This window comes from Lacinutrix algicola (assembly GCF_001418085.1).
Classification (GTDB): Bacteria; Bacteroidota; Bacteroidia; order Flavobacteriales; family Flavobacteriaceae; genus Lacinutrix; species Lacinutrix algicola.
Map to the genome: position 1 here is coordinate 25,279 of NZ_LIQH01000019.1, position 12,713 is coordinate 37,991.

Sequence of the window (12,713 nt, forward strand, 5' to 3'; positions counted from 1 at the left end):
TAATAGTAGGTAACAAAATAGCCGTTAAAGTTATCTAAAAATGTATAAACAAATTAAAACCTAAAATGATGAACAATTTAAAAAACACAATAAAACTATTTGTTGTTGCATTAGTTTACGCTTTGTCGTTTACTACTAACGCACAACAATTAGGAAATGACACAAATTATTTTCAGCTATCGCCAAGAGTTGGTTACGATTTTCCGAGTTATAACAATAACACGCCAGAAATGGACTATAAAGGCGGACTCGATTTAGGACTGTCTTTAGATTATTATTGGAATACCTTTGGATTAGGTTTCGATTTCGATTATATTAAAAATCAACCAGAAAGTACATTTCAAACAGATAATCTTTATGATGTTGGAGGAACACAAATTACTACCACTAATCTTTCCGAAGACGGTATTACAAGAATTTTCTATGGTATAGGACCAAATGCTCAGTTTAGAAGTAATACAGGAAGGTTTAAGACCGAAATTAATACACGTTTTGGTATAGCATCTATTAAAGGCGGAAGAACCTTGTTAGAAAATGCAAATCCAGGAAATGAGATATTAAATTTTCATGCAGGATATAAAGATTCAGGAGTCTTTACTTTTAAAGGGCAAGTACGTTTTACTTATATGCTATATAATAATTTTGGAATTAATGCAGGAGCTTATTACATGCGTCATTTTGGAGCAAAAGAGCTTGTCGATCCAATGTTAGGTGTCTCAGCAGCATATTATGATACTGTTGCATTTACAGGGCCAACTGGTGAGCCTGGAGTTGTTTTAGAACAAGGTGGAATTAACTTAAGAGAGGAAGCTTGCGATTGCGATATTTCTTCAGTGGGAGTTTTTGCCGGAATTACTTATAAGTTTAATAAAAAGGAGAAGGAGGAGGTTTGCGAGGTTTGTGGTGAAGACCACATGCCAAGATGTTGTACAATCTGTGGTTGTGGTGTAACCGTAACTGCAAGAGATAAATATACAAGTGAAACACTACCTTTTGCAGATGTTGTTTTAACAGACTTAAACGGAAATATTGTGCAATCTGGGACAACAAATTCTTACGGCGTGGTTGTTTTTAATGATGTAGCTGAAGCAGATTATATTGTTAAAGGAAAATTATACGATGTTTCTTTAGAGGAAACTTCAATTCAAAAAACAGAATTTATTGCTTGTAAAAAAGATGGGAATAGTATACAAAAGGTAATTGAATATGGTGATTTAAACTTTATTCTAAAAGGAAATGTAGTCGAGTGTAATACAAGCGAAGGTATTCAAGGAGTAGATATTAAGTTAAGAGATAAAATAATACCAGGCCAAAAAAACACATTGTCTGATAATTCTGGAGCTTTTATATTTCATTTAAAACAAGCTTCTACTTATGGGCTTAACGGTAATAAAGATGGTTATTTTTCTAATGAAGTTGAGGTTGCTACTAACGATTACAATAGAAATCAATCTTTATTTATAGACTTAGAAATGTGTGTTAACCCTTGCGGTCAAGCAATAAAATTAGACAACATTATTTTTAATCTTGATAAATGGGACATCCTTGCTGCAGCAAGACCAGATTTAGATTATGTTGTTAAGTTAATGCAAGATAATCCAACAATAAGCGTAGAAATGTCTTCTCACACAGATTCTCGAGGAAGCAACCCTTACAACCAAACGCTATCGCAAAAAAGAGCAGAGTCAACAATTAACTATTTAATGACAAAAGGAATTTCTAGAGATCGTTTAATCGCTAGAGGAGCAGGAGAAACAGAACTACTAAACCGTTGTGCCGATGGTGTAACATGTGAAGAAAACGAACACACAATTAATCGTAGAACAGAATTTAAAGTTATATGCCCTCAATAGTTAAAAGAACAATAAGAGGCTATTAATCAATGCCAAGCCAAGATAGATTTATAATACATTATTAAAGAAATTTTGGCTTATTTAAAACATAAAACGATGAACACAAAAAATGTAATATTAAAAAATAAAGATTTAGAATCTCTGTTTTTTACCGGACTAAAAGTAATAACTATAACTACCATTTTACTATTTACTTACTCATGTAGTAATGAAGATGATTGCGCTTATGGCGCATTAAACCAATGTCCCGAATTAGGATTAAATATTGGAGATGCATGTGACGCTTCTGGTCAAGGAGTATTAAACGGAACAGTAACCGAAGATTGTGAATGTATAGAAGTATTTCCTGTAATAAGAACTTGTCCAGGTTTTATACAGAATGGAGATTTCGGAATTGTAACAGGTAACCCAAATGCAACTGTGGATGAAGATATTGATTTAGCAACAAGTTGGAAGCCTCTATGGCAAAGTGGTAGTCTAGCCGATTTGTTTAACGCCACAACTACAAACTTTGGAAGTTCTTCATTTGCAGCTCCAACACCTTCAAGTGGTGTTTTTGCAGGCATGTGGATTGAAAATTCTACATCAAGTAATGCAACATATAGAGAAGGCATGTTCAACGAATTAACAGCACCAATAAATGCTAACACAGGTAATTATACATTAACTTTTGATTATGCTAATATGAGTGAATTGTTTGTTTCAAATGCTATTAAAATAGGAGTTTACGGTGTGTATCATCCTATTTCTGGTACATTACCAGCAACTCCAACAGGTATTAATACACCTACAAACCTAGATTTGTTTGGTAGTACTAATACCGTATTTTTAGGAGAGGTAACTATAACATCATCTACTACAAATGCATGGACTACTGCAACATTTACAATAGATACCAGTACTTTAGTTATTCCTGCAACTGGTATAAACCATATTATGATTACTAATTCTCACATTCCATTTCCAGATTATGGAAAAATGTATATTGGGCTAGATAATTTTTGCTTAATAAATTAAAACTAAATAAGTAAACTCAAGACCACATTATTTGGTTTTGAGTTTTTTAAATTAGTAAGTGAGTTCTTAGATTAAAGAGGTGATCAATCTTTAGAGGATTATTTTAGCTAAAAGTTTAGCATATTCTTAACAAATTATAATATAACTTTGTACTTATTAATTTAAGTATTAACATGGCAAAGTTTAAGTATATAGTTATGGCTCTTCTTTTGGGCTTGTCTACTTTCTTTTTTACAGAAAGCGAGACTGCTATTGCTATAAAAAACACCTTGCCGCAAAACACAGTGCAAACTAGTACTGGTTTTAATACTCAAGGTATAATTGTAAATTCTCAAATAGATTTTTCAGTTAACCTTTCTCAAGAAGATAATCTTTCATTTTTTAAACAATTAGGTTTAGTAAATGGAGTTTGCAAAGAGCAGAAAGAGAGTTACTTAGTTTATGAAAAAACGAGTGAATTTATTGATGTTAGCTTAACTACAAAAGAAATTATTTTCCCATTTCATTGGTTTACGTAAGCGCAACAGTTTTTTAAAACTATTGCAATACTAATCTTTTTCGTAAAGGTTTAGTATTGATTTACTATACATTAAATCAAAAAATTACAACAATGAAATTATCATTCACATTAATAGAGATACTTGTGGTGTCAAGTGTTTTCGTACCATTCCTTATATTCGTTTACAAAGGACTTAATAACACTTCAAAAACAAAGCAAAAAGCAGAGAAAATCACTAAACTAAGTGGGTTTAACTATAAATTAAAAGAGGTTTGGAACAACAAATTTATAGGTATTGCTCAAGACGATAACATGTTAACCTACATTCAGTTTAATAACGATAACCATAAGATTTATAACCTAAAATTATCTGATATTAAGTCTTGCGAATTAGTTACAAACTACAAAATAGGAAAGGATAAAGTAACAAGATTAGAATATCTAGATTTAAAAATAGCATTTCATTCTTTTAAAAAAGAAGAGGTAACCTTACATTTCTTTAATACAGACGATGGTTATACTGAAGATTACGAAATGCGTAGAATAGAAAACTGGAATAGTATAATTAACGATAATATAAATGCAAGTTTAAAAAAAGCATCATAATTGCTGTTTTAATATTAGTTCAAAAAAAAGGCATCAACATCAATTAATGGGTTGATCTTTTTTTATATTATTTATGCAACTTCAATTGTATTCGTTTTCTAGTAACATCTACTTCCAAAACTTTTACTGTAATTTGCTGGTGTAAATGCACATGTTCATTTACATCTTTTACAAAACTATCCGATAGGTTAGAGACGTGTATCAATCCACTTTCTTTAATCCCAACATCTACAAAACAACCAAAAGCAGTTATGTTATTTACTATTCCAGGTAATAATTGCCCGGAATGTAAATCGGTAATCGATTTAATATCTTGGTTAAAACTAAACGTTTTAGCAGTTTCTCTAATATCGAGTCCGGGTTTTTTAAGTTCTTTAATAATATCTTCAAGCGTTAATAACCCAACAGATTCTGTACAATATTTTTTTAAATTTATTTTCTGAAGAATGGCCTCATTACCAATTAATTCTCGAATAGTAACATCTTCGTCTTTAGCCATTTTTTCGACTATTTTATAACTTTCAGGATGTACTGAAGAATCGTCTAAAGGATTTTTGGCCTCTTTAATCCTAAGGAAAGCAGCACCTTGCTCGAAAGCTTTTCCGCCTAAGCGTGGTACTTTTTTAATGTCATTTCTAGATTTGTAAACACCGTTTTCATTTCTATAATTAAAAATATTTTCGGCTAATTTTGGTCCAATTCCAGAAACTGAACTTAATAATGGAACACTTGCAGTGTTAATGTTAACACCAACGGCATTTACACAATTCTCTACCACAACATCCAATTGTTTTTGTAATTTATTCTGATCTACATCGTGCTGGTATTGCCCAACACCAATAGATTTAGCATCAATCTTAACGAGTTCAGCTAATGGATCTTGTAAACGTCTTCCAATAGAAATAGAACCTCTAACGGTTACATCATAATCTGGGAACTCATCTCTTGCAATTTTAGATGCCGAATAAATACTAGCTCCAGCTTCACTAACTATAAATACTTGTACATCGTTTTTAAACTGTACTTTTTTAACAATAGCTTCGGTTTCACGAGAAGCTGTTCCGTTTCCAATAGCGATAGCTTCAATTTTATAAGTATCGACTAATGATGCTATTTTATTTATAGCTCCAATACTGTCGCTTTTTGGAGGATGCGGATAAATAGTGTCGTTATGTAATAAAGTACCTTGAGCATCTAAGCATACTACTTTACAGCCTGTTCTAAAACCTGGATCGATAGCTAATACTCGTTTTTCTCCTATAGGAGAACCTAATAGTAATTGTTTTAAGTTTTTAGAGAAAACTGTAATTGCGGCTTCGTCTGCTTTTTCTTTTGCATTACTTAAAGCTTCGTTACTTAAAGATGGAAATAATAAACGTTTGTAAGCATCTGAAATAGCAAGTTCTATTTGATCTGCACATCCATTTTTGCTTCTAATTATTTTTCTATCAATATTTTCTAGTGCTTTTATAGCATCTATTTCAATTTTAACTCTTATAAAACCTTCGTTTTCTGCCCTTAAAATTGCTAATAATCTATGGGATGGAATTCGTTGTAAGCTTTCCGACCAATCGAAATAATCTCTAAATTTTTGAGCCTTTTCATCTTTAATTTTGGCTTTAACCACTTTTGTTGAAATTTGAGCATGTCGCTCTAGCTGGTTTCTTAGGTTATTTCTAATATCTGTACGTTCGTTAATCCATTCTGCAATAATATGTCTTGCGCCTTCTAATGCATCATCAACAGAGGTAACATCACCTTTTACGTATTTGTAAGCAATAGACTCTACGTCGTTTGCATTTTGGCTCATTATTATTTTAGCCAATGGTTCTAAACCATTTTTTCTTGCAGTTTCTGCTTTTGTTTTTCGTTTTTTCTTGAATGGCAAGTAAAGATCTTCAAGTGTTATTAAATCTGTGCAACTTTCAATCTTTTGTTTTAAATCTTCAGTTAAAACTGCTTGTTCTTCTAAAGCTTTAATAATAGCCTTTTTACGTTTTTCTAAGGCTTCAAAAAGTTCTTTGTATTTTACAATATCTCCAATTTGAACTTCATCTAAGTTGCCTGTAGCTTCTTTTCTATAACGAGAAATAAAAGGGATTGTACAGTCTTCGTTAAGTAATTTAATAGTGTTCTTAACTGAAGATTCAGGTAAGCTAGTATGTGATAATATGTATTTTAAAAGCATAAAAAAGACCTTATCTTTTTAAGTAAAATAAGGTCTTGTAATATATTTAATCTTGGGTTTATTCCGAAGAAAAAGACGAAAGAATTTTAGTTTTCTCCAGACTCGTTCTTAGCGTCCTCAATCATTTTGTCATTTGGTAAAATAGCAATGTTTACACGTCTGTTTTTAGAGCGTCCTTCTGCTGTAGTATTGTCGTGAGTTGGTTGTAATTCTCCAAACCAGTTTGTTGTTAATCTACCATTACTTATACCGTTGCTAATAATAAAATTTGTTACCGCATTGGCTCTGTTTTTAGAAAGTGTCATGTTGTTTTCTTCGCTACCAACGCTATCTGTGTGGCCCACTACTAATATGTTTGTATCTGGATATTCTTTAAAAACATTTACTAATTTGTTTAAAGTCGCTTGAGATGCAGTATTAACGTTATACTTTGCTGTATCAAAATAGACACCACTGTCTTCGTCAAAAGTTACTACAATTTTGTCATCTATACGCTCTACTGTTGCTCCAGGAATTTCGTTTTCAATTTTCTCTGCTTGTTTGTCCATTTTGTTTCCAATAAGAACACCAGCACCACCACCAATAACACCACCAATAACAGCTCCTAATTCGCCGTTACCACCTTTGCCAACATTGTTACCAATAATAGCTCCTAAAATGGCTCCACCAGCTGCGCCAATAACGCCTCCTTTTTGTTTGTTATTTGCATTTTTTGTAGCACTACAGTTAGTTAATGTAATTGCTAACATTAAAGTTAATGCTATACTTGTTACTTTTTTTATAGTTAAATTCATAATTATTATTGTTTAGAAAAATTCATATTAATTGTAAATGGTTTTCCATCTACAGATACTGTTTGTTGCCACTGCATATCAAATTCAGATAACTGAGCTAGTTTTAATCTAAAACCTTGGTTGGTTACAGATTTGTTCTTAGCATCGGTAGGCTTTAATAAAAAGTCATACAAGCCAGTTTGCTCATCAACTTCTTGTATTGTGAATACAAAGTTTCTTTCGCCGGTTGTACAGTTTTGGTTATTTATGGTATAAATACCAGTATTGTTGTTTGGTATAAAAGACCACGTACTACCTTCAAAACACTCTTTAGAAGCGTCGTTAAGTAACATAACACTAAAGTTGCCTGCTTCACTATAAGAAATGTTATTTAAAAGCCATTGACCTTTAATGGTTTTTTGAGATTGTCTCACAACTTTAGATCCTCCACAAGATAGGAAGGTTGTAACGACTAGAAGTAAAATTATTTTTTTCATGATTTAGTTTTTGAATTGTGTATTACAAATGTACAATCAAAATAAATAAATAATGCTAATATAATATCAATTAATATTTAACTAACAGTATTAATGGTAGTTAAGGTTGATTTATTTGAGGTTTAATCGAAAACAAACAGTCTGTATAAACCTGTTTTGTAATTAAAAGATCCCCAAACATAATCATCCTTATAACGAAATACAGATTGAGTATCTAAGTGGTTGAAGTCTTTTGTGAATTTATTTATTTTATCGAAACCATTTTCAGGAATTAAATTAGAATTGTGGTTAAAATGTTCATTAAATAAGCATTTAATTTGTACAGATTTTGTTTTATTATAATTGTCGAAAGCAGAAAATAAAACACCACCTATTGCTCCTCCAAGCAGACCGCCAACTACAGACATTGTTCCGCCCGTAGCAATCTTGCTTGATCCAATAGTTACAACATAGTTACTACTATCTTTATAAACAGCAACACCCAAGTGTTTGTTGGCTATTTTTCTTAAATATTGAGACGTGTTTTCTAATACACGCACACCATATTTACCATCTCCCACTTTTTGAATCATTTTTGTATTCTTAAAGCCTATTGTTTCATGCTTTCCAACTTTATAGCTTTTAAGCATTTTCATTTCTGGATAAGTATAAACAGAAAATAGAAGTTTATCATTAGTAGCATAGACATTAAAGTAGTGGTTGTCGAAAATAAAGGAGTTAATACCAGATTTTAATTCACCTTTAATAAAGCCTAAATTTTCTACAGCATTAAATTTTAATACTCCATCAGCAACATTAATGTTTACTATAAAAGTGCGTTTTCCAAAAAAGTTATTTGTTAACACGATTTCTCCATCTTTATAAAACACTTTAGTTTGAGCAGTTACGCTCTCTAAAGCCAACGGTTCTCCAATGTCAATTTTCTTAATTTCAGAAGCATATGCAAAAATAAGACTGTTGAAATCGACAGCTAAGTCTGTGTCAGATTTTATTTGGTCTTCTGGTAAGTTAATTTCTTTATTAGTAATATTGGCATTATTGTCTAAAGTATACAGGTTAAGTTTAGAGGTTTTATATACTGATGTTAGAACATAAAACTTATCCTTATCCGAAAAGCTATTTACATACTCTTCTTTTTTAAAATTGATGTCTAAATCATCAACCAACTTAAAAGTACCAGTTTTAAAATTAATTTTTAAATACCCAAATTTTAATGTGGAATTACGTTTAAAGTAGAGAGTGTAACTATCATTCTCTATAGATTGACCAGCGATATGCCTGCTTTTTTTGGGAATATCGTCTATAACTACTTTTGAAACCAGTTCCTGGTTTTGATTATATAAATATGCTACTATTTGCTTTTTTTCTCTTAAAAAGAAAGCAATATTTCCAGATTCTTTATCAATAATTGGCAAAGCATCTTTTAAGTTTGAATATTCTCCTTGCAAACCTGTTTCGATAACAATCCAGTTTCTTTGTGCAGAAACGGTTGTGCCAATTAATAGCAAAAATAGAATTGGAAATAGCTTGTTAAACATTATTTAGCTTATTTGTAAACCGTTAGAGACATTTGCATCATCAGGATTTACGAATACTAATTTTCCATCTGCGTTTTCAGTCATTAAAATCATGCCTTCGCTATCTACACCACGTAAGGCTCTTGGTGCTAAGTTAACCAATACGGTTACTTTTTTGCCAACAACTTCCTCGGCTGTAAAGCTTTCTGCTATTCCAGAAACAATGGTTCTAACATCTATTCCTGTATCTACTTTTAATACTAAAAGTTTCTTAGCTTTTGGCATTTTTTCAGCTTCCAGAATTGTACCAACTCTTAAGTCTAGTTTTGTAAAATCGTCGAAAGCAATAGTGTCTTTTTGTGGTTCAGCCACTTTATTGGCAGCTTCGTTCGCTTTCTTGCTAGCTTCTAATTTATCTAACTGTGCTTGTATTTCGGTGTCTTCAATTTTAGAGAATAATAACTCACCTTTTCCTATTTGGTGTCCAGCAGAAATTAATATTTCTTTAGTTGCAATGTCTTCCCATTTGTTCTCATCACTATTTAAAATGTTTTTTAATTTAGTTGATGTGAATGGTAAAAACGGCTCGCATAAAGTTGATAATGCCGATGCTATTTGTAAAGCAACATACATAATTGTTTTAGTACGGGCTTCGTCAGTTTTTACTAATTTCCAAGGCTCTTCGTCTGCAAGATATTTATTTCCTAAGCGCGCTAAGTTCATTAACTCTTGAGAAGCTTCTCTAAAACGGTAACGCTCTAAAGAACTTTCTATAACACTTGGGAACGCTTTTATTGTTGCCAAAGTTTCTTCGTCTATGGTAGAGAATTCACTTGGAGTTGGTATAATACCTTCGTAATATTTGTTAGTTAAAACAACCACACGGTTAATAAAGTTTCCGAAAATGGCAACTAATTCGTTGTTATTTCTTGCTTGGAAATCTTTCCAAGTAAAATCGTTATCCTTAGTTTCTGGAGCATTGGCGGTTAAAGCATAACGCAATACATCCTGTTTGTCTGGGAAATCTATTAAGTATTCTGGTAACCAAACAGCCCAATTTTTAGAGGTAGACAATTTGTTGCCTTCTAAATTTAAAAACTCGTTTGCTGGTACATTGTCTGGTAATATATAAGAACCTTCTGCTTTAAGCATTGCTGGAAAAATAATACAGTGAAATACAATATTATCTTTACCAATAAAGTGAACTAGCTTAGTATCTTCATCTTTCCAATATGGTTCCCAGTCTTTGTTTTCTCTTGCTGCCCATTCTTTGGTTGCAGAGATGTAACCAATTGGAGCATCGAACCAAACGTATAATACTTTGCCTTCTCCTCCTGGAACAGGAACTGGAATTCCCCAATCAAGATCACGGGTTACTGCTCTTGGTCTTAAACCATCGTCTAACCAAGATTTACATTGACCGTAAACATTAGCCTTCCAATCTTTTTTATGACCTTCTAAAATCCACTCTTTTAAAAAGGCTTCATGTTTATTTAGTGGTAAAAACCAGTGTTTTGTTTCTTTTAAACTAGGTACATTTCCAGTAATTGCAGATTTAGGGTTTATTAAATCTGTAGCATTATGGCTTGTTCCACATTTTTCACATTGATCGCCATAACTTTCCTCATTACCACATTTTGGGCAAGTACCAACAACAAAACGATCGGCAAGAAATTGGTTTGCTTCTGCATCGTATAATTGTTCAGACACTTCTTCAATAAATTCATTTTTATCATACAAAGTCTTAAAAAACTCTGATGCTGTATCATGATGAATTTTAGCAGAGGTACGCGAATAGTTGTCGAAAGTAATACCGAAATCTAAAAAGGACTGCTTAATAATAGCGTGGTATCTATCCACAATTTGTTGAGGCGTAACACCTTCTTTTTTTGCTTTAATAGTAATTGGCACACCGTGCTCATCACTTCCACAAATAAAAGCAACATCGTTTCCTGTTAATCTTTTGTAACGTGCGTAAATATCTGCAGGCACATAAACACCAGCTAAATGTCCAATATGTATTGGTCCGTTAGTGTATGGTAATGCTGCGGTAATGGTATATCTTTTAGGATCTTTCGACATGAATTCTTGTAATTTAACAACAAAAATAATCATTACCTTTTTTAAAATTGAATTCTTAACCTTGGATTTAATAAAAAGGAGTGTTTTTTTAATAGATTTGAGTAGAAAAGTGATGGGATAGTGCTTTTATTCAATATTATGAGGCTAATCTGTTTTTTTTTAAGAAGTACTTCATTTTAATTTTGTAAAATATCGGTTACATTTACATTATGATAGAAAAAATATTAATTATTACTGTGTTATTTTTCTTCGGAAGTATTAACGTTTCGGCTCAAGAGCACACTAATATTAAAATACCCTCAAAATTGATACAACCACCTTATTTAAAAGCAGGAGATACTGTTGCTATTGTAGCGCCATCTGGTGTTTTAAAAAACAGAGCAGACGAAGTTACACGTGCTAAAAAACTATTAGAAAGTTGGCAATTAAATGTTGTAGTTGGTAAACACGTTTTTAGTAGAGATAACCATTTTGCAGGCACAGATCAAGAGCGTTGTGAAGATTTTCAAGAAGCTTTAGATAGTCCAAACATCAAAGCCATTTGGAGTGCAAGAGGAGGTTATGGAACGGTGAGAATTCTTGATAAACTAGATTATTCAAAATTTTTAGAACAACCAAAATGGGTTATTGGCTATAGCGATATTACTGCTTTGCACAACCAAATTCATACTAAAGGAGTGGAAAGTATTCATGGAATTATGTGTGTTAGTTTACCTAAAAATCAAGAAGAAATTAAAGAAAGCATAGACACTTTTAAAGCTTCAGTTTTTGGTAAACCTATACATTACACTTTAAAAGAATCTAAATACAATAGAGAAGGTAAAGCTACCGGGCAATTGGTAGGTGGGAACTTAACAATATTGCATACTATGTTGGGCTCTAATACAAGTATTGATACAAAAGGGAAAATTTTATTTATTGAAGAAATAGGAGAATATAAATACCACATCGATCGCATGCTTCAAAGTTTAAAACGCGCTGGTTATTTTGATGATTGCAAAGGTGTAGTTGTAGGAGGTATGAGTAGAATGAGAAAGAATACAACACTTTGGGGAACTAGCGTAGAGCAACTTATTTTAGATGCTTTAGCAGATTATAATTTTCCAATAGCTTTTAATATGCCAGCTGGACATGAGGATGATAATCGGGCTATGATTATGGGAAGAATTATTGATTTGGAAGTGAGTAAAACAAAATCAACAATTAAGTTTGAAGAATAAATTACTGTTGCATATAATATAAATAGATTAAATTTTAGTTTGTAGGATGAGATTCCTGCCTACGCAGGAATTATGGCACAACACAACGAGTTAGGAAAAAAAGGAGAGCAACTTGCTGTAGATTTCTTGCTGCAAAAAGGCTACGAGATTTTAGAACGTAACTATAGATTTCAAAAAGCCGAAGTTGATATTATTGCTCAAATAAAAGACACATTGGCTATAGTTGAGGTTAAAACAAGATCGAGTACAGATTTTGGTAATCCTCAAGATTTTGTGAAACCAAAACAAATTCAAAATTTAGTAAAAGCGGTTGATGAATTTGTAACCGCAAATAAATTAGATGTAGAAGTTCGTTTCGATATTATTGCTATTGTAAAAGAGAATAAAGAATTTAAGATTGAGCATTTAGAAGATGCTTTTTACCATTTTTAAAGCGTGATAATTTTAAACAAAAAAAGTTC

General features: G+C 31.9%; 11 protein-coding genes. 6 read left to right on the forward strand and 5 right to left on the reverse strand.

Annotated elements, in window-relative coordinates; all coding sequences use genetic code 11:
• Window positions 1-65 precede the first annotated feature (65 nt).
• The 4 genes from ASC41_RS00585 (at window position 66) to ASC41_RS00600 (ending at window position 3,975) form a co-directional block, all read left to right on the forward strand.
• On the forward strand, window positions 66-1,853 hold the full coding sequence (locus tag ASC41_RS00585) for an OmpA family protein (RefSeq protein WP_152971392.1): 1,788 nt from the start codon (window positions 66-68) through the stop codon (window positions 1,851-1,853).
• A gap of 96 nt (window positions 1,854-1,949) precedes the next feature.
• Complete coding sequence (locus ASC41_RS00590) at window positions 1,950-2,870, forward strand: hypothetical protein (RefSeq protein ID WP_055434702.1); 921 nt, start codon at window positions 1,950-1,952, stop codon at window positions 2,868-2,870.
• A gap of 173 nt (window positions 2,871-3,043) precedes the next feature.
• Window positions 3,044-3,388: a hypothetical protein gene (locus ASC41_RS00595; protein WP_055434703.1), complete on the forward strand. Its 345-nt coding sequence runs from the start codon at window positions 3,044-3,046 to the stop codon at window positions 3,386-3,388.
• Between the two features lie 92 nt (window positions 3,389-3,480).
• A complete protein-coding gene (locus ASC41_RS00600; protein ID WP_055434704.1) occupies window positions 3,481-3,975 on the forward strand; it encodes a hypothetical protein in 495 nt (164 codons plus the stop codon).
• Window positions 3,976-4,042: 67 nt separating this feature from the next.
• Here ASC41_RS00600 and ASC41_RS00605 read toward each other — a convergent pair whose 3' ends face one another.
• From ASC41_RS00605 to metG, 5 genes are all read right to left on the reverse strand, one after another.
• Window positions 4,043-6,163, reverse strand: a complete 2,121-nt coding sequence (locus tag ASC41_RS00605) for a Tex family protein (RefSeq protein WP_055434705.1) — start codon at window positions 6,161-6,163, stop codon at window positions 4,043-4,045.
• Between the two features lie 86 nt (window positions 6,164-6,249).
• Window positions 6,250-6,957 (reverse strand): YiaD family glycine zipper/OmpA-like lipoprotein, encoded by a 708-nt coding sequence (locus tag ASC41_RS00610; protein WP_055434706.1) that lies wholly within the window; start codon window positions 6,955-6,957, stop codon window positions 6,250-6,252.
• Window positions 6,958-6,962: 5 nt separating this feature from the next.
• Complete coding sequence (locus ASC41_RS00615; protein WP_055434707.1) at window positions 6,963-7,433, reverse strand: lipocalin family protein; 471 nt, start codon at window positions 7,431-7,433, stop codon at window positions 6,963-6,965.
• Window positions 7,434-7,555: 122 nt separating this feature from the next.
• Window positions 7,556-8,971 carry a hypothetical protein gene (locus tag ASC41_RS00620; protein ID WP_055434708.1) on the reverse strand — a complete coding sequence of 472 codons (1,416 nt, stop codon included), beginning with the start codon at window positions 8,969-8,971 and terminating at the stop codon, window positions 7,556-7,558.
• A 3-nt stretch (window positions 8,972-8,974) separates the two neighbouring features.
• Window positions 8,975-11,065, reverse strand: a complete 2,091-nt coding sequence (metG, locus tag ASC41_RS00625) for a methionine--tRNA ligase (RefSeq protein WP_420835918.1) — start codon at window positions 11,063-11,065, stop codon at window positions 8,975-8,977.
• Between the two features lie 176 nt (window positions 11,066-11,241).
• On the opposite strand from metG, the gene ASC41_RS00630 reads away from it, so the two are divergent.
• Both ASC41_RS00630 and ASC41_RS00635 read left to right on the forward strand, forming a co-directional pair.
• Window positions 11,242-12,252 (forward strand): S66 peptidase family protein, encoded by a 1,011-nt coding sequence (locus ASC41_RS00630; protein WP_055434709.1) that lies wholly within the window; start codon window positions 11,242-11,244, stop codon window positions 12,250-12,252.
• A gap of 72 nt (window positions 12,253-12,324) precedes the next feature.
• Window positions 12,325-12,684 (forward strand): YraN family protein, encoded by a 360-nt coding sequence (locus ASC41_RS00635; protein WP_055434710.1) that lies wholly within the window; start codon window positions 12,325-12,327, stop codon window positions 12,682-12,684.
• The last annotated feature ends 29 nt before the right edge of the window (window positions 12,685-12,713 follow it).

What these genes read in the sequence shown, in the direction of transcription:
- ASC41_RS00585 (WP_152971392.1), top strand. Translation starts at nt 66, where the DNA reads ATGATGAACAATTTAAAAAACACAATAAAACTATTTGTTGTTGCATTA.
- ASC41_RS00590 (WP_055434702.1), top strand. Translation starts at nt 1,950, where the DNA reads ATGAACACAAAAAATGTAATATTAAAAAATAAAGATTTAGAATCTCTG.
- ASC41_RS00595 (WP_055434703.1), top strand. Translation starts at nt 3,044, where the DNA reads ATGGCAAAGTTTAAGTATATAGTTATGGCTCTTCTTTTGGGCTTGTCT.
- ASC41_RS00600 (WP_055434704.1), top strand. Translation starts at nt 3,481, where the DNA reads ATGAAATTATCATTCACATTAATAGAGATACTTGTGGTGTCAAGTGTT.
- ASC41_RS00605 (WP_055434705.1), bottom strand. Translation starts at nt 6,163, where the DNA reads ATGCTTTTAAAATACATATTATCACATACTAGCTTACCTGAATCTTCA.
- ASC41_RS00610 (WP_055434706.1), bottom strand. Translation starts at nt 6,957, where the DNA reads ATGAATTTAACTATAAAAAAAGTAACAAGTATAGCATTAACTTTAATG.
- ASC41_RS00615 (WP_055434707.1), bottom strand. Translation starts at nt 7,433, where the DNA reads ATGAAAAAAATAATTTTACTTCTAGTCGTTACAACCTTCCTATCTTGT.
- ASC41_RS00620 (WP_055434708.1), bottom strand. Translation starts at nt 8,971, where the DNA reads ATGTTTAACAAGCTATTTCCAATTCTATTTTTGCTATTAATTGGCACA.
- metG (WP_420835918.1), bottom strand. Translation starts at nt 11,065, where the DNA reads ATGATTATTTTTGTTGTTAAATTACAAGAATTCATGTCGAAAGATCCT.
- ASC41_RS00630 (WP_055434709.1), top strand. Translation starts at nt 11,242, where the DNA reads ATGATAGAAAAAATATTAATTATTACTGTGTTATTTTTCTTCGGAAGT.
- ASC41_RS00635 (WP_055434710.1), top strand. Translation starts at nt 12,325, where the DNA reads ATGGCACAACACAACGAGTTAGGAAAAAAAGGAGAGCAACTTGCTGTA.